16 protein-coding genes are annotated in these 15,418 nt (G+C 70.4%); 6 read left to right on the top strand and 10 right to left on the bottom strand.

The window, feature by feature from the left end; all coding sequences use genetic code 11:
• Positions 1-105: 105 nt before the first annotated feature.
• Positions 106-528, top strand: coding sequence for a hypothetical protein (locus tag IE198_RS21675; RefSeq protein ID WP_189889108.1), 423 nt, complete (start codon positions 106-108; stop codon positions 526-528).
• A gap of 77 nt (positions 529-605) precedes the next feature.
• Positions 606-1,328, top strand: coding sequence for a nucleotidyltransferase family protein (locus tag IE198_RS21680; protein ID WP_189889110.1), 723 nt, complete (start codon positions 606-608; stop codon positions 1,326-1,328).
• 83 nt (positions 1,329-1,411) lie between these two features.
• Here IE198_RS21680 and IE198_RS21685 read toward each other — a convergent pair whose 3' ends face one another.
• The 6 genes from IE198_RS21685 to IE198_RS21710 form a co-directional block, all read right to left on the bottom strand.
• Positions 1,412-2,986 (bottom strand): DoxX family protein, encoded by a 1,575-nt coding sequence (locus IE198_RS21685; protein ID WP_229834198.1) that lies wholly within the window; start codon positions 2,984-2,986, stop codon positions 1,412-1,414.
• Positions 2,987-3,167: 181 nt separating this feature from the next.
• Positions 3,168-4,118, bottom strand: coding sequence for a 23S rRNA (guanosine(2251)-2'-O)-methyltransferase RlmB (gene rlmB, locus IE198_RS21690; RefSeq protein ID WP_189889114.1), 951 nt, complete (start codon positions 4,116-4,118; stop codon positions 3,168-3,170).
• Between the two features lie 91 nt (positions 4,119-4,209).
• The gene (gene cysS, locus IE198_RS21695; protein ID WP_189889116.1) at positions 4,210-5,607 is read right to left on the bottom strand and encodes a cysteine--tRNA ligase; all 1,398 of its coding nucleotides are present in this window, start codon (positions 5,605-5,607) and stop codon (positions 4,210-4,212) included.
• Positions 5,608-5,721: 114 nt separating this feature from the next.
• A complete protein-coding gene (gene ispF, locus IE198_RS21700; RefSeq protein ID WP_189889118.1) occupies positions 5,722-6,225 on the bottom strand; it encodes a 2-C-methyl-D-erythritol 2,4-cyclodiphosphate synthase in 504 nt (167 codons plus the stop codon).
• On the bottom strand, positions 6,215-6,952 hold the full coding sequence (gene ispD, locus IE198_RS21705; protein WP_189889120.1) for a 2-C-methyl-D-erythritol 4-phosphate cytidylyltransferase: 738 nt from the start codon (positions 6,950-6,952) through the stop codon (positions 6,215-6,217). The genes ispF and ispD overlap by 11 nt, the downstream gene beginning before the upstream one ends.
• 299 nt (positions 6,953-7,251) lie before the next feature.
• On the bottom strand, positions 7,252-7,734 hold the full coding sequence (locus IE198_RS21710) for a CarD family transcriptional regulator (RefSeq protein ID WP_003953493.1): 483 nt from the start codon (positions 7,732-7,734) through the stop codon (positions 7,252-7,254).
• A gap of 547 nt (positions 7,735-8,281) precedes the next feature.
• Between IE198_RS21710 and IE198_RS21715 the strand changes: the two genes are divergently transcribed.
• The gene (locus IE198_RS21715; protein WP_189889122.1) at positions 8,282-8,971 is read left to right on the top strand and encodes a copper chaperone PCu(A)C domain-containing protein; all 690 of its coding nucleotides are present in this window, start codon (positions 8,282-8,284) and stop codon (positions 8,969-8,971) included.
• Positions 8,972-9,077: 106 nt separating this feature from the next.
• Here the strand turns inward: IE198_RS21715 and phoP are convergent, their stop codons facing one another.
• Together phoP and phoR are read right to left on the bottom strand one after the other, a co-directional pair.
• Positions 9,078-9,749: a two-component system response regulator PhoP gene (gene phoP, locus IE198_RS21720; RefSeq protein ID WP_467104829.1), complete on the bottom strand. Its 672-nt coding sequence runs from the start codon at positions 9,747-9,749 to the stop codon at positions 9,078-9,080.
• 5 nt (positions 9,750-9,754) lie between these two features.
• Positions 9,755-11,011 (bottom strand): two-component system sensor histidine kinase PhoR, encoded by a 1,257-nt coding sequence (phoR, locus tag IE198_RS21725; protein ID WP_189889124.1) that lies wholly within the window; start codon positions 11,009-11,011, stop codon positions 9,755-9,757.
• A 199-nt stretch (positions 11,012-11,210) separates the two neighbouring features.
• On the opposite strand from phoR, the gene phoU reads away from it, so the two are divergent.
• Positions 11,211-11,888, top strand: a complete 678-nt coding sequence (gene phoU / locus IE198_RS21730; protein WP_189889126.1) for a phosphate signaling complex protein PhoU — start codon at positions 11,211-11,213, stop codon at positions 11,886-11,888.
• 112 nt (positions 11,889-12,000) lie between these two features.
• Entirely contained in the window at positions 12,001-12,150 is a 150-nt protein-coding gene (locus IE198_RS21735) for a hypothetical protein (protein ID WP_189889128.1), read from the top strand.
• Positions 12,151-12,433: 283 nt separating this feature from the next.
• Here the strand turns inward: IE198_RS21735 and IE198_RS21740 are convergent, their stop codons facing one another.
• Entirely contained in the window at positions 12,434-12,946 is a 513-nt protein-coding gene (locus IE198_RS21740) for a hypothetical protein (RefSeq protein WP_189889130.1), read from the bottom strand.
• A gap of 179 nt (positions 12,947-13,125) precedes the next feature.
• Complete coding sequence (locus IE198_RS21745; RefSeq protein ID WP_189889132.1) at positions 13,126-13,887, bottom strand: phosphoglyceromutase; 762 nt, start codon at positions 13,885-13,887, stop codon at positions 13,126-13,128.
• A gap of 153 nt (positions 13,888-14,040) precedes the next feature.
• On the opposite strand from IE198_RS21745, the gene IE198_RS21750 reads away from it, so the two are divergent.
• Positions 14,041-15,324 carry an MDR family MFS transporter gene (locus IE198_RS21750; RefSeq protein WP_189889134.1) on the top strand — a complete coding sequence of 428 codons (1,284 nt, stop codon included), beginning with the start codon at positions 14,041-14,043 and terminating at the stop codon, positions 15,322-15,324.
• Positions 15,325-15,418 lie beyond the last annotated feature (94 nt).

Here is a 15,418-nt window from a genome sequence, read left to right on the forward strand (position 1 = left end):
TTCGCGGCCTCTCGTCAACATGCAATTCGAAAAGAAGCCTCGAACCATCCCTCGCGTGAGTGACTGAAGGTCGCTATACCATCACTGACCGCTACGATCCCTCGTGTGACCCACACAGCCCGCCGAATCGGCCGCACACTCGCCCTTGTTCTGCCTGTCGTCCTGGTTCTCTCGGGAACCCTCGCGGTCACCGCCGTCCCGTGGGCAGGGCAGGCCACTCAGTCGCAGATGCTCACCGCCTCCTCGGAGCACGTGTCCGTACGCGCCAAGTCCCGCGCCCCCCAGGACGTTCTTCGCGACCGGCTGCTGACCGAACTGCAGACGAAGGACCCCGGTGTGGCGCTCACCCACCTCCAGCGCGAGGTCGAGGCGCGTCCGTCGCTCGCAGAGCACTGCATGTCGATCGCGCGCGCACTCGGCCGTGCCGCCGTGGACCGCTACGGGCCGACCCGCGCCCAGCGGTTCTCCCGGCCCGTCTGCGACACCTCGTTCGCCGCGGGCGTCTCGCAGCAGGTCCAGGGCTCCTAGGCGCCCTCTTTTGTGCCTTGCAGGGCCCGTCGTACCCGTTGCGGCAACGGATCGGCGGGCCGCATATCGTTCACGCCATGCAAACGTCTACGTTTCCGACGCAGGCCGTGGTCCTGGCGGGCGGCCAGGGCTCGCGGCTGCGTCCGTACACCGACGACCGCCCCAAGCCGATGGTCGAGATCCCGGGAACCGGGACCCCGATCATCGGCCATCAGCTTTCCTGGCTGGCCGAGGAGGGTGTGACGGATGCGGTGGTGTCCTGCGGCCACCTCGCGGAGGTCCTCCAGGAATGGCTGGACAGCGCGGTGCTGCCGCTGCGCGTCACGACCGTCGTGGAGACGGAGCCGCTCGGCCGTGGCGGCGGCCTGAAGTACGCCGCGGCGAGCCTGCCGCACCCCGACCAGCCCTGGTACGCCACGAACGGCGACATCTGGACCCGCTTCTCGCTGCGTGAGATGGCCGCCTTCCACGCCGAGCGCGACGCCACGGCGACCCTCGCACTGGCGCGTCCGCGCATTCCCTGGGGAGCCGTCGAAACGGACGCCTTCGGGCACATCACGGACTTCATCGAGTCGCCGCCGTCGCCGTATCTCATCAACGCGGGCGTGTACGTCTTCTCCGCCCAGTTCACGGGCCTGCTGCCCGATGTGGGCGACCACGAGCGGATGACCTTCCCGCGGCTGGCGCGTGAGCGCCGGCTGGCGGGTTTCCCGTTGCCGAACGGGGCCTACTGGCGGGCGATCGACACCGCGAAGGACCTCACGGAGGCGGCCAAGGAGCTGACCACGCAGATGCGCTGAGGAACGCGGGCAAAGGGGCGGCCACCGAATCCGGGGATCCGGTGGCCGCCCCTCGTCGCGCCGTCGGAAGTCGGGTGGCCGGGTCAGCCGAGCAGACCGCCGATCACGCCACGGCCGTCGGAGCCACCGCCGCTGTTGCCGCCGGAGCCGCCGGTCGAACCGCCACCGGTCGTGCCGTCGGAACTGCTGCCGCCCGTGGAGGTCGGCCCTGTGGTGTCGGAGGGCGGCGGGGGCGCGGGCTGCGAGCCGCTCGGCGACTGCCGGCCGATGCCCTGCGTCGCGCTGGGCGTGCCGTCGACCCGGCCGGTCTCCCGTACGGTCTCCTCCGGCGGTGTGGTGGACGCCTCGGGCTTCTCCGGGGTGCGGCTGGCGGACGGTGAGGGCTTGTCCTCGTGAGCGCCGAAGGAGCTGCGCTCGCCGCCCGGCTTCGCGGGCAGCGCGGCGCCCGGCAGGTGGTTGGTCGGGTGCTGGTTCGGACCGGGGACGGTGACCATGTCGTCGGAGCGGACGGCTCCACCGAGCATCGAGCCGACGAGCATCGTGAGTCCGACGACGACGGCGGCGACGAGGCCGCCGCGGCGCAGTACGCGGCGGCGCAGCTGCCACAGTTGCGAGCGGGGCCCCAGCGTGCGCCAGGCCTCGCCGGCGAGGCGGCCGTCGATCGAGTAGACGGGAGCGCCGGCGATGACCAGCGGGGACCAGGCGGCGAGATAGATGATGTCCGGCGTCTCGTAGACGGGGACGGTGCTCCAGCTGACGGTCATGACCAGCACGGCGGACAGCAGCGCGCCGATGGCGGCCGCGACGCGCTGCCACAGCCCGAGCACGGTCAGGACGCCGACGATGACCTGGAGGAAGGCGACGGTGAGTCCGGCGCCGACGGGGTGGCCGACCGCGAAGTCGCGCAGGGGCTCGCCGAGCGCCCAGGGGTTCAGGCCGCCCAGCCACCTGACCATGGAGCCTCGGTCGCCGCCGTCGAAGTAGACGGGGTCGCAGAGCTTGCCCATGCCGGCGTAGATGGAGATGAAGCCGAGGAGCACACGCAGCGGCAGGAGCACCACGCCGAGGTTCATCCGGCGGCCGGGGTAGTAGGCATGCCGTACGGAGTCCGTGCCGTGGCGCGGGGCATGCCGCCGGGCCTGTTCCCGGTCGAATTCGCGGTAGGGCTCGACGTCGTACGCACCGGCGTCGTACGTAACGGTGTCGTACGCCTCGGTGCCGTACGGCTGCGGGCCGTCGGCGGGCCCGTCGTACGGCACGGTCGTGTCGTACGAGTCGTAGGCGCTGCCCGCCTGCCGCATGGGTGGCAGCAGCGGCCTGTCGCGGCCGGGGCCGCCCGGGGCGGGGACCGTGGGGGCCTGCACGGTCTCGTCGAGCGAGATGCGCGGCATGACCTGGGTGGCGCCCGCGCTGTAGGTGTCGTGCTCCAGGGTGGAGTTGCGTACGGCCTGGAGGAGTCCGGTCGCGCCGGAGTCCCCCGGCGCGGACCTGCCGCTCCACACGACGGGCGCGCGGCGCCGGGCCGGGGCGGCTCCGTGGGAGGCGAGGCGTGCGGTGTTCGCCAGGGCACGTGCGGGGCGCGGGCTCTGGGCGAGCTGCACCCGGAAACTGGCGTGGTTGACGATGACCTGCGCGGGATCGCAGGCCACCTTCACCATGCTCAGCGCAGGCTGATCATCGAACCCGGACCGGGGCGTTCTGGTGTCCACACTCATCTAACCGAGTGATGTGTGCTTAGGGCACGGCCGTGACGGGCCCGATCTGTCCGAGACCCGTCAAGCGCTCTTTATCGGCCTTTTTGCACCCAAGGTCCGTCGGAAAACGGCCGAATAAGGCGCATCACGCGCGCCGCTTGGCCGCCTCGTACAGGACCACACCGGCCGCGACACCGGCGTTGAGGGACTCGGCACCGCCCGGCATGGGGATGCGGACCAGGATGTCGCAGGTCTCGCCGACGAGACGGGAAAGGCCCTTGCCCTCGCTGCCGACGACGATCACCAGCGGCCCGCTCAGCGCCTCGAGGTCGCCGACCTCCGTCTCACCGTCGGCGGCGAGACCGACGACCGTCAGGCCGGCCTTCTGGTACGCCTCGAGGGCCCGCGTCAGGTTGGTGGCACGTGCGACGGGCGTGCGGGCGGCGGTGCCCGCCGAGGTCTTCCAGGCGCCCGCGGTCATGCCGGCGGCCCGCCGCTCGGGGACGACGACGCCGTGCCCGCCGAAGGCGGAGACGGAGCGGACGACCGCGCCGAGGTTGCGGGGGTCGGTGACGCCGTCGAGGGCGACGATCAGCGGGTCCTCGCCCTCGTCGAAGGCGGCCGCCGCGAGGTCCTCCGGGTGCGCGTACTCGTACGGCGGGACCTGGAGCACCAGGCCCTGGTGGTTGAGCCCGTTCGTCATCCGGTCGAGCTCGGGGCGCGGCGCCTCCATGATGTTGATGTTGCCGCGTCCGGTGGCGAGCTGGAGCGCCTCGCGCACCCGCTCGTCGTTGTCGATGAACTGCTGCACGTAGAGCGTGGAGGCGGGCACACCGTCGCGCAGCGCCTCGAAGACCGGGTTGCGGCCGACGACCATCTCCGACGTTCCCTTGCCGCCGCGGCGGGCGACGGGACGGCGCTGGGACTGCTTGGCCTTGGCGTTGGCAACGCGGTTCTTGACGTGTCCCTTGCGGGCGGAGGCGGGCGGCGTGGGGCCCTTGCCCTCGAGCGAGCGACGCCGCTTGCCACCGCTGCCGACCTGCGCGCCCTTCTTGTTGGACGTGCGGCGGTTCCTGCGCTGGCTGTTCCCGGCCATGACTACCTGTTCCTCTGGATCGTGCCGTCAAGTGAAAGTGTGCCGCCCGGGGCCCGGGCGGCACATGTGCGTCTGGTGCTGCGGACACGACCTAGCGGGGACCGAGTGTCCAGCGGGGCCCGTCGGGACCGTCCTCGATGACGAGCCCGGACTGGTTCAGCTGGTCACGGATGGCGTCCGCCGTCGTCCAGTCCTTGCGGGACCTGGCCGCTTCGCGCTGCTGGAGCACGAGCCGTACGAGGGTGTCGACGACTCCGTGGAGGTCCTCGCCGCGGTCGGACTCGCCGGCCCAGTGCGGGTCGAGCGGGTCGAGGCCGAGGACACCCAGCATGGCACGGACCTCGGCGAGGCGTGCGACGGCGGCTTCCTTGTCGTCGGCGGCCAGCGCGCTGTTGCCCTGGCGGACCGTGGTGTGGACGATCGCGAGGGCCTGCGGCACCCCGAGGTCGTCGTCCATCGCCTCGGCGAACGCGGGCGGCACCTGCGCGGCCGGGGCGACCTGGCCGGCCTTCTCGACGACCCGCTGGATGAAGCCCTCGATCCGCGCGAACGCCGACTCGGCCTCGCGCAGGGCCTCCTCGCTGTACTCGATCATCGAGCGGTAGTGCGGGGTGCCGAGGTAGTAGCGCAGGACGATGGGGCGCCAGTGCTTGACCATCTCGGAGACGAGCACCGAGTTGCCGAGCGACTTGGACATCTTCTCGCCGCTCAAGGTGACCCAGGCGTTGTGCACCCAGTACTGGGCGAAGTCGTCGCCGTAGGCCTTGGCCTGGGCGATCTCGTTCTCGTGGTGCGGGAAGATCAGGTCGAGGCCGCCGCCGTGGATGTCGAAGGCAGCGCCCAGGTACTTGTGCGCCATGGCCGAGCACTCGAGGTGCCAGCCGGGCCGGCCGCGGCCCCACGGCGTCTCCCAGGCGGGCTCGCCGGGCTTGGTCGCCTTCCACATGGCGAAGTCGCGCGGGTCGCGCTTGCCGGTGATGCCCTCCTCCGTGGGCTGGCGCAGATCGTCGATGTCCTGGTTGGACAGCGCCAGATAGTCGGGGAAGGACCGCACGTCGAAGTAGACACTGCCATCGGCCTCGTAGGCGTGTCCGCGCTCGATGAGGCCGCGCATCATCTCGACCATCTCGGTGACATGGCCGGTGGCACGCGGTTCGTAGGTGGCCGGGAGGCAGCCGAGAACCTCGTAGCCGTCGTTGAAGGCCCGCTCGTTCTCGTAGCCGATCGACCACCACGGGCGGTCCTGGTCCGCCGACTTGGCGATGATCTTGTCGTCGATGTCGGTCACGTTGCGGACGAACGTGACGTCGTAGCCGCGGTACTCGAACCAGCGGCGCATGATGTCGAAGTTCAGTCCCGACCGGATGTGCCCGATGTGCGGGGCAGCCTGCACGGTCGCGCCGCACAGGTAGATCGAGACGCAACCCGGCACGAGAGGGGCGAAGTCACGGATCTGCCGGGCGCTGGTGTCGTACAGGCGAATGGTCACGGAACAAGGGTAGTGGGCGCGTGGTAGTGCCTCGCGACCCTTTCCCGCCAGGGAAGGACCTGGAGGTGACGCGGATGACAACCGGGCCCGCCGGGGGCGGGGCGCAAGCGGCACTCACCCGTTCCTGACGACGAGCGCCGTCGCGATGGCGGCGAGCCCTTCGGCCCGTCCGGTCAGGCCCAGACCGTCAGTGGTCGTCCCCGAGACGGCAACCGGCGCGCCGACCGCGGCGGACAGCTCCTTCTGCGCCTCCTCGCGCCGCTTGCCGATCTTCGGGCGTACGCCGATCACCTGAACGGAGACGTTGCCGATCTCGAACCCGGCGGCGCGGACGATCCGTGCCGCCTCCGCGAGCAGGGCGACCCCGGAGGCGCCGGACCACTCGGGCCGGGAGGTGCCGAAGTGGGCGCCGAGATCGCCGATGCCGGCGGCGGAGAAGAGGGCGTCGCAGGCGGCGTGCGCGGCGACGTCACCGTCGGAGTGGCCGGCGAGGCCGTACCCGTCGCTGTCGGAGCCCTCCCACAGCAGCCCGGCGCACCACAGCTCACGCCCCTTCTCGAAGGCGTGGACGTCGGTGCCGATGCCGACCATCGGCAGGCGCGGCTGCTCAGAAGCCATCGTTGGCCCTTCTCCGGGCGAGTACCGCCTCGGCCAGTACGAGATCCAGCGGCCGGGTCACCTTGAAGGCTTCCTCGTGGCCGGGTACGACGACGACCGGCAGGCCCAGCTGCTCGACCATGCTCGCGTCGTCCGTGACATTGTCGGTGACGGTGTCATGGGCACGGACGAGGGTCTCGCGGTCGAAGCCCTGGGGGGTCTGAACGGCCCGCAGGGTGGCCCGGTCGGGCGTGGAGACGACGGGCTCCGGCTCGCCCTTGAGGGCCGGCTCGACCTGCTTGACGGTGTCCGCGAGCGGCAGTGCCGGCACGACGGCCCTGGCACCGGCGTGCACCGCTTCGATGACCGCGTCGACGGTCTCCTCCGGCACGAGCGGGCGGGCGGCGTCGTGGACGAGCACCGTGCCGATGTCGTCGGGCAGCGCGTCCAGGCCGAGCCGTACGGACTCCTGGCGGGTGTCACCGCCCGGCACGACGAGGTAGTCCGTCCGCTCGGGCAGGGCGTGCGCGTCGAGGAGCCGCTTCACCTCGGGGGCGCCCTCCGGCGGTGCGACCACCACGACGAGCGAGACGGCGCGGGAGGCGGCCATGGCTCGGACGGCGTGGACGAGCATGGGCGTTCCGTTCAGCGCGCGGAGCGCCTTGGGGGCACCCGGGCCGAGCCGTACGCCTCGGCCGGCGGCCGGGATGACGGCCGCGGTGCGGTGGTGGCGCGATTCGTCTGACATCGGTTGCTCTCCGGCAGGTTTGTTTCCTCAGCCGACATGGGTATGGCCTGGGCGTACCCCGGCCGTAGGTTGGGGAGTGCCGGGCGCGACGCCTTGACCGGACCCTTCCGTGACCAGGTCTGCGCCAGCCGCCCGGGCCCGGCACGCCACAACATCCGGCGACGACGGCCGCGCCCCGGTTCGGAGCGCAGCCGTTGTGCGTAAGCCGTGTCTGCACATGCCGCAGCGCCCGGCGGCAGGCTGGATTTCACAGGGGTGATTTCACAGCGTGCCGACGGGCACTGCGGCATTGTCGTGCGTCAGGACGCGAGGACCTCGTCGAGCAGGGCCTCGGCCTTGTCCTCGTTGGTGTTCTCCGCGAGGGCGAGCTCGCTCACCAGGATCTGGCGCGCCTTTGCGAGCATCCGCTTCTCACCTGCGGAAAGCCCGCGCTCGCGCTCACGACGCCACAGGTCACGCACCACTTCGGCGACCTTGATGACATCGCCGGAGGCGAGCTTCTCGAGATTTGCCTTGTAGCGACGGGACCAGTTCGTCGGCTCTTCGGCGTATGGTGCGCGGAGCACCTCGAAGACCCGGTCCAGTCCGTCCTGGCCGACCACATCGCGAACGCCGACGAACTCCGCATTGTCCGCCGGTACGCGAACCGTCAGGTCGCCCTGGGCGACCTTGAGCACCAAGTAGGTCTTGTCCACGCCTTTGATCTGGCGAGTTTCGATGGCCTCGATCAGCGCGGCCCCGTGATGGGGATAGACCACGGTGTCGCCAACCTTGAACGTCATGTGACAGGTACCCCTTCCGTGGCTATCCAGGGTAACACGGATACAGCTTCTTCTGAATGGCGTTTTCGCAGGTCAGGGCACATCTCGGGGCTTGACAACAGTAACCGGAACGTGCTGCGGACGACTTCCGGAGTGCGGTATTCGCAGGTCGGAGCGGCTGCGCGGGCGGACGGAAACGTGCGCGTTACGCATCGCACACCCCCCTCCAAGGGGTGTAACATCCCGATTTGCCCGATTGTTGATGGTGAACTTTCCGTACTCCGTTCGGCCGCCGCTCACCCGTACGGACGGATGCTCCGGACAATCCGAATTGATCACCGGCGGGTATTCGTAAGGAATGTGTGGACGCCCCGGAAATTGATCACCTCGGTTATGTGAACGCGCCGCCCGGAGCGTCCTCCCCGGGTCATCCGTCACCCGTGGTACGGCCAAAGGGCGGGTCGCGTGCGGGGGGTGATCGACGGCTCGGTAACCTGAGCGCGGGCCGGCGCGCAATCAGCCGGTGACAGCCACCACCCGTCCGTACTCAGAAGGAGAAGCCGCCGCCGTGAGCAGCAGCCTTCGACGCGGTGCCCTCGCCGGCGCTGCCATCGTCTTCTCGATCGCCTCGCTCTCCGCCTGCGGTGCGGGCAACGACGCGCAGACCCTCCAGATCAGGCCGGACAACGCGGCGACCGCGGTCGACAACCTGAAGCTGCAGAACGTGAACGTGATCACCCAGCCGAAGCCCGACGCCAAGGGCCCGGCCGTGGTGAGCCTGGCGATCTTCAACGAGGGCACCAAGCCGCAGACCCTCGAGTCGATCACGCTGCCCGGCGCCGAAGCCAAGGTGGAGCTCAGTCCCGCCAAGGGCTCCGGCCCCATCACCGTCCCCGCGCAGGGCAGCGTCGTGATCGGCGGCGAGGGCAACGCGGCCGCCGTCATCGAGAACGGCAACCAGGAGATGAACAACGGGGTCTCCCGTGAGGTCGTCCTCCGCTTCAGCGAGACCGGCAATGTGACGGTGCGGGCGCTGGTCGTTCCGGCGACGAACTACTTCCAGGGCTGGGGCCCGAGCGAGTTGCCGAGCCCGCCGGCGCAGAGCCCGGCGCAGTCCCCGTCCGGCAGCCCCACCGGGTCGCCGTCGGGCAGCGCCACCGCCACGGAGACCGCTCCGTCCGACACCGAGGCCGCGGGCAGCGAGGGCGAGGCCGCCTCGTCCGACGCTGCGTCCGAGTCGCACGGCACCGGTCACTGACCGAAGACGTACGCGAAGGGGCGCCCGCCGGTCTCGGCTGGCGCCCCTTCGCACACCGGGGGCCTGCGTACAGCCGGCTCGTCGGCCGAGGCCACCCGGTTGCGGCTTACGGCTCGAACTTGTAACCCAGGCCGCGGACCGTCACCAGGTAGCGCGGCGCCCCGGGGTCCGGCTCGATCTTGGCGCGCAGACGCTTCACATGGACGTCGAGGGTCTTGGTGTCCCCCACGTAGTCCGCGCCCCACACCCGGTCGATCAGCTGCATCCGGGTCAGCACCCGGCCCGCGTTGCGCAGCAGCATCTCCAGCAGGTCGAACTCCTTCAGCGGAAGGTCGACCTTGCCACCGGAGACGGTCACGACGTGGCGGTCCACGTCCATGCGCACCGGCCCGGCCTCCAGGGCGGCAGGCGTGACCTCCTCCGGCTCGCCGCGGCGGCGCAGCACCGCGCGGATGCGGGCGACCAGCTCCCGCGAGGAGAAGGGCTTGGTGACGTAGTCGTCGGCTCCTATCTCCAGCCCGACGACCTTGTCGATCTCACTGTCCTTGGCGGTCACCATGATCACGGGCACGTTCGAACGGCCCCGCAGCTGGCGGCACACCTCGGTGCCGGGCAGGCCGGGCAGCATCAGGTCGAGGAGCACGAGGTCGGCGCCGTTGCGCTCGAACTCGTCGAGTCCGTCGGGTCCCGTGGTCGCCACCGCGACCTCGAAGCCCTCCTTGCGGAGCATGTAGGACAGGGCGTCGCTGAAGGATTCCTCATCCTCGACGACGAGCACTCGGGTCACGGAAGGACCTCCGGGGCAGGGATATCACTGTTCGGATCGGTGTCGTAGGGCCGGTCGTCGTCCTGGTCGACGCGATCCGGACCGCTGGTTGCGCGTTCTTTCGCTGCGCCCGCTTCTGGCAGCCGCAGGGTGAAGGTGGAGCCCTGTCCCTCGGAGCTCCATACCGTGACCTCCCCGCCGTGCGAGGCGGCCACGTGCTTGACGATGGCCAGTCCCAGGCCGGTGCCTCCGGTGGCGCGGGAGCGGGCGGGATCGACGCGGTAGAACCGCTCGAAGATCCGCTCACGGTCCTTCTCGGAGATGCCGATGCCCTGGTCGGTGACGGCGATCTCGATCAGGTCGCCGCCGGGCGCGTTGACACGGCGGGCGGAGATGCCGACGCGGGTCCTGGCCGGAGAGTAGTTGACGGCGTTCTCCACGAGATTGCCGAGAGCGGCGGCGAGCTTGCCGCGATTGCCCCAGATCTTCAGATCGGGGGCGGCCCCCGCGGCCATGGTGATCTGCTTGGCGGAGGCGGTCTGGCGGGAGCGGTCGATGGCCTCCGCGACCAGTTCCTCCACCTGCACGGGTTCGGCGTCCTCCAGCGGATCGTCGTTCTGGACCCTGGAGAGGTCGATGAGCTCCTGCACGAGGTTGGTGAGCCGGGTCGCCTCGATCTGCATACGGCCGGCGAAGCGGGTGACCGCCTCGGGGTCGTCGGAGGCGTCCATGACCGCCTCCGAGAGCAGGGAGAGCGCCCCGACCGGGGTCTTGAGCTCATGGCTGACGTTGGCGACGAAGTCGCGCCGTACCGCCTCTATGCGGCGGGCCTCGGTCAGGTCCTCGACGAGGAGCAGGACGAGGCGTGAGCCGAGGGGGGCGACGCGGGCGGAGACCGCCAGCGCTTCGCCGCGTCCGGTGCCGCGGCGCGGCAGGTCCAGTTCGACCTGCCGTATCTCGCCGTCGCGGCGGGTGTCGCGAGCCATGTGAAGCATCGGTTCCACGGCGAGCTTGCCGCCGCGGACCAGGCCGAGGGCGTACGCGGCGGAGCTGGCCTTGACGACGGAGTCGGACTCGTCGAGGACCACCGCGGAGCTGCGGAGCACGGACAGGACGGTGTCGACGCCGGGCGGGAGCACGGCATCGGTGTGCAGCGAGCTCCGCGTGGGGCGGCTCTGTTCCCGCTCGCTCCAGCGGAACGCCAGCACGGCGATGACACCGGTGCAGAGACCGGCGATCGCTGCCGCTGCGGCAACCGCCGCGTTCACGTCCATGCATTCAGGTTATGCGGGCCCCGGGGCACTCTCCCAGCCAAACGGGTGGCGCCTCGAACAGTCGTCGCTCAGAGTTCACCAAGGGGAAAGTGTTGATTCATTTGGGAGGGAGCCGACGGACTCCTGACCACCCGAACGTGGGAGCGTGGAGGTTCGGAGCCCCACCCGGACCCCGGTCGCATCAAGAGAGGGACACCCAATGCGGGACGCGTACCACGAGGAACTGGACTCGATCGGCGAGGGCCTGGTCGAAATGGCCCGGCTGGTCGGGTCGGCGATCGGGCGCGCCACCACGGCCATGCTCGACGCCGACCTCAAGCTCGCTGAGAGCGTGATCGCCGCCGACCAGAAGGTCGACGATCTACAGCACGACCTGGAGGCACGGGCGATCGCCCTGCTGGCCCGGCAGCAGCCGGTCGCCACGGATCTGCGGATCGTCGTCACGTCGCTGCGGATGAGCGCCGACCTGGAGCGCTCGGGCGACCTGGCCCAGCACGTGGCCAAGCTGGCCCGGCTGCGTTTCCCGAACCGTGCCGTGCCGAACGACCTGCACGCCACGCTCCTGCAGATGGGACAGCTCGCGCAGCGCCTGATGGCGAAGGCGGCGGAGGTCATCATCACCAAGGACGTCGACCTGGCGCTCCAGCTGGAGCAGGACGACGACGAGATGGACCTGCTGCACCGCACGCTCTTCCAGCACCTGATGGACGACCGCTGGAAGCACGGCATCGAGACCGCGGTCGACGTCACCCTGCTCGGCCGCTACTACGAGCGGTTCGCGGACCACGCGGTGTCCGTGGCCAAGCGCGTCGTCTACCTGGTGACGGGCGAGCACGCGGACGAGCTCCAGCAGCAGACCACGGTCGAGGGCGCATAGCAGCACCCAGGGGGCGTGCGGGGGCGCCTGCGCGTATGCGCTGTTGATGCGCCCGGCCCGCCGGGCTTGCAATGGGCGTGGCGGCATTCCCGTACGCCTTCAGGAGGGACCCATGGCCGAATCCCCCGTCACCGACCCCCAGCAGGAGGTGCCGCGCGACGCGGTCTTCCTGCCCGTCCTCGGCGCCTGCGGCTGCGGCCCCGGCTGCGGTTGCGGCTGCCAGTCCGGCGCCCCCTGCCAATGCGGCGGCTGCTGCGGCTGACTCCGGCCACGTGCACATCGAGGGCCCCGTCCGAGCACCGGACGGGGCCCCCGCCGCGCGGGTCGGTTCGCTGGATTTTCCCTTCGGACACGGCGCGCCCGTGCGCATGGTGATCGTCGTCGGTCGTCATCGGCCACTGTCGGGCGGCCTCGGACGGGGCGGGAGGCGGCCGAGCGTCCGCTCCTACCTTGCACGTCACGCGCACGGGAGGCGTCACCCCGTCCGGGCCCGGCACTCGGCGCGGTTCGCCGCCGAGTGCCGGTGCACCTGGTGCGGTGCGGTCCTACAGACCACGAAGAGCCTGATGGAGGTCGGAGCCAGCGCTCCAGCAGTCGACACTGCCGTCGTCAGCCGAGGCAACGCACAGCGAGTGAGCTGCGGCCTGTAGATCGTGTTCCCATCCCGGGAGGTCGTGCGGGCCGAGCCATTCGCTGTACTCCGCTGCGATGGAGAGGAACTGCTTCTCCTCCTGGGTGTGAGCTGCGACCGTCATCGATAGCCCATCGGCCAGTTCTATGGGACTCAGCTCGCCTTGCACGAGACCGAGCGCGAGGCTGACGAGGAGACGTCGGCCGGCAGTCATCTCGTCAGGAAGGGGCAGGTCGAGTTCGTCCAGAGCCTGGACGTACAGCGCGCGGATCTCAGCCGCATCGCTCCGGCGCGGCAGGCCGGCCAGCTCACGCAGGGCGGGGGAGTCATGGCCATCGACGAGCGCGTGCGCAGCGAGCATCGGAAGATCCTCGGGGTGGAGTACTTCCGCAACGTACCGCCAAGCACTGTCCTGCAACCGGTCCATGACGGCCATCGTGTAGGCGGCGAGACGTCGTGGCCAGTCGATTTCTGTCCTGGACGCCCGACCGCAACGGCCGAACCGGAAACTCGACGAGGACGCTGTGTGCAGCCACCGGATCGAGCAGGAGAACAACAAGCCCCCTACCAGCGGAGAACCCGCAGGTAGGGGGCCTACAGGTGGTGCTACTTCTTCTTGCCCTGGTTCTTGACCGCCTCGATCGCCGCCGCGGCGGCGGCCGGGTCGAGGTAGGTGCCGCCCGGGGTGACCGGGTTGAAGTCGGCGTCGAGCTCGTAGACCAGCGGGATGCCGGTCGGGATGTTCAGGCCGGCGATGTCCGCGTCGGAGATGCCGTCGAGGTGCTTGACCAGGGCGCGCAGGCTGTTGCCGTGCGCGGCGATCAGGACCGTGCGGCCGGCGAGCAGGTCGGGGACGATGCCGTCGTACCAGTACGGCAGCATGCGCTCGACGACGTCCTTGAGGCACTCGGTGCGCGGGCGCAGCTCGCTGGGGATGGTCTGGTAGCGGGCGTCGTCCGACTGCGAGAACTCCGTGCCGTCCTCGAGCGCCGGCGGCGGGGTGTCGTACGAGCGGCGCCAGAGCATGAACTGCTCCTCGCCGTACTCGGCCAGCGTCTGGGCCTTGTCCTTGCCCTGCAGGGCGCCGTAGTGGCGCTCGTTCAGCCGCCATGAGCGGTGGACCGGGATCCAGTGACGGTCGGCGGCCTCCAGCGCGAGCTGCGCGGTGCGGATGGCGCGCTTCTGGAGCGAGGTGTGGAGCACGTCGGGGAGCAGGCCGGCGTCCTTGAGCAGCTCACCGCCGCGGACTGCCTCCTTCTCGCCCTTCTCCGTGAGGTTGACGTCCACCCAGCCGGTGAACAGATTCTTCGCGTTCCATTCGCTCTCGCCGTGGCGGAGGAGGATCAGCTTGTACGGTGCGTCGGCCATGCGCCCGAGCCTAATCGACTCCTCCTGAGCGCCGCGCAGGTGCCCGAGGAGCGGACTCGGTTGACGGTCGCCGTCAATTCACTGGCGGCCGGGCGGCACACTAAGTAACTTGCGAGTGCTGATAGGGACCATTACAGCCTGGGGGGCTCCCGTATGCACATCGCTCCGCTCATACGCGCGGCACGCGCCACCACATCGGGACTGCCGCAGGGCTTCTGGTGGCTGTGGACGTCGACGCTGGTGAACCGTACGGGCGCGTTCGTGCTCACGTTCCTGTCGCTGTACCTGACGCAGGAGCTCGGCTACTCGGCCTGGTACGCCGGTCTCGTCATCGCGTTGCACGGACTGGGCGGTGTGGCCGGCTCCCCGCTGGGCGGGATGCTCACCGACCGGTGGGGGCGGCGGCCGACGATGATCTCGATGCACCTGGCCGGGGGTGCGGGCGCCGCCGCGCTCGCCGTGGTGAGCAGCGCATGGGGCATCGCCGTCGTCGTGCTGCTCATGGGCGTGGCGATGCAGGCCGTACGGCCCGCGATCAGCGCCATGATCGCGGACATGGTCCCCGAGCCCGACCTGCGCCGGGCCTACGCGCTGAACTACTGGGCGCTCAACCTGGGCTTCGCCGTCGCCGCCCTCGGCGGTGGCGCCGCGATCTTCCTCGGCTACCGGACGCTGTTCGTCGTCGACGCCTTCGCGACGGCCCTGTGTGCGCTGATCGTGTTCCTGCGACTCGGCGAGACCCGCCCGAAGACCGCCGAAACCGTCGCCGGCACCCCCGAGCAGCAGGTGACCGTGCTCGACGTGCTGAAGGACGCGCCGTTCCGGACGCTGGTCCTGCTCAACCTGCTGGTGTGCCTCATCTTCACCGCCCCCTGGGTCGGTCTGCCGCTGACCATGGCCCACGCGGGACTCTCGGCCGACTCGTACGGCATGGTCATCGCCGTCAACGGCGTGGTGATCGTCGCCCTGCAACTGCTCGTCAACCGGATCACCGAGAAGCGCTCCCCGGCGGCGCTGCTCACCGTCTCCTCGTTGCTCTTCGCCGCGGGTACGGGGGCGACGGCGCTGGCCGGCACGCCTTTGGTGTTCGCGGCGACCGTGGTGGTGTGGACACTCGGCGAAATGGTGCACGTCCCCACCAACGCCGCCGCGACCGCCCGTCTCGCCCCGGAGCACGCCCGCGGCCGCTACCAGGGTGTGATGGGCATGTCCTGGGCGGTGGCGGGTTTCGTCGCCCCGATCCTGGCGGGGTGGGTCGTGGACGGGCCCGGGCCGGACGTCCTGTGGATGGGCTGCGCGGTGGTCGGCGCCGTGGCCGCGGTGGGGTACACGCTGCTGCTGCGACGGGCGCTGGCGGAGAACGGCACGCCCGAGGAGGCCGGACAGCAGGAGGCTCCAAAGGTCACCGTCGAGAAGGCCGAGCCCGTGGGCGGCTGACCCGGTGCGTCTGCGGTCAGCGGCCGGGGGCGACCGGCCCGCAGCGGCCCGCGGGCGGATACGCCCCCAGCGGGCCCGACGGACGCCGGCTCGT

It is taken from the genome of Streptomyces xantholiticus, assembly GCF_014651015.1.
Taxonomy (GTDB): Bacteria; Actinomycetota; Actinomycetes; order Streptomycetales; family Streptomycetaceae; genus Streptomyces; species Streptomyces xantholiticus.

Excerpts from the sequence above, each read along its gene's own strand:
- IE198_RS21680 (WP_189889110.1), top strand. The coding sequence starts at position 606 with ATGCAAACGTCTACGTTTCCGACGCAGGCCGTGGTCCTGGCGGGCGGC.
- IE198_RS21685 (WP_229834198.1), bottom strand. The coding sequence starts at position 2,986 with ATGGTGAAGGTGGCCTGCGATCCCGCGCAGGTCATCGTCAACCACGCC.
- rlmB (WP_189889114.1), bottom strand. The coding sequence starts at position 4,118 with ATGGCCGGGAACAGCCAGCGCAGGAACCGCCGCACGTCCAACAAGAAG.
- ispF (WP_189889118.1), bottom strand. The coding sequence starts at position 6,225 with ATGGCTTCTGAGCAGCCGCGCCTGCCGATGGTCGGCATCGGCACCGAC.
- ispD (WP_189889120.1), bottom strand. The coding sequence starts at position 6,952 with ATGTCAGACGAATCGCGCCACCACCGCACCGCGGCCGTCATCCCGGCC.
- IE198_RS21710 (WP_003953493.1), bottom strand. The coding sequence starts at position 7,734 with ATGACGTTCAAGGTTGGCGACACCGTGGTCTATCCCCATCACGGGGCC.
- phoR (WP_189889124.1), bottom strand. The coding sequence starts at position 11,011 with ATGGACGTGAACGCGGCGGTTGCCGCAGCGGCAGCGATCGCCGGTCTC.
- phoU (WP_189889126.1), top strand. The coding sequence starts at position 11,211 with ATGCGGGACGCGTACCACGAGGAACTGGACTCGATCGGCGAGGGCCTG.
- IE198_RS21735 (WP_189889128.1), top strand. The coding sequence starts at position 12,001 with ATGGCCGAATCCCCCGTCACCGACCCCCAGCAGGAGGTGCCGCGCGAC.
- IE198_RS21740 (WP_189889130.1), bottom strand. The coding sequence starts at position 12,946 with ATGGACCGGTTGCAGGACAGTGCTTGGCGGTACGTTGCGGAAGTACTC.
- IE198_RS21745 (WP_189889132.1), bottom strand. The coding sequence starts at position 13,887 with ATGGCCGACGCACCGTACAAGCTGATCCTCCTCCGCCACGGCGAGAGC.
- IE198_RS21750 (WP_189889134.1), top strand. The coding sequence starts at position 14,041 with ATGCACATCGCTCCGCTCATACGCGCGGCACGCGCCACCACATCGGGA.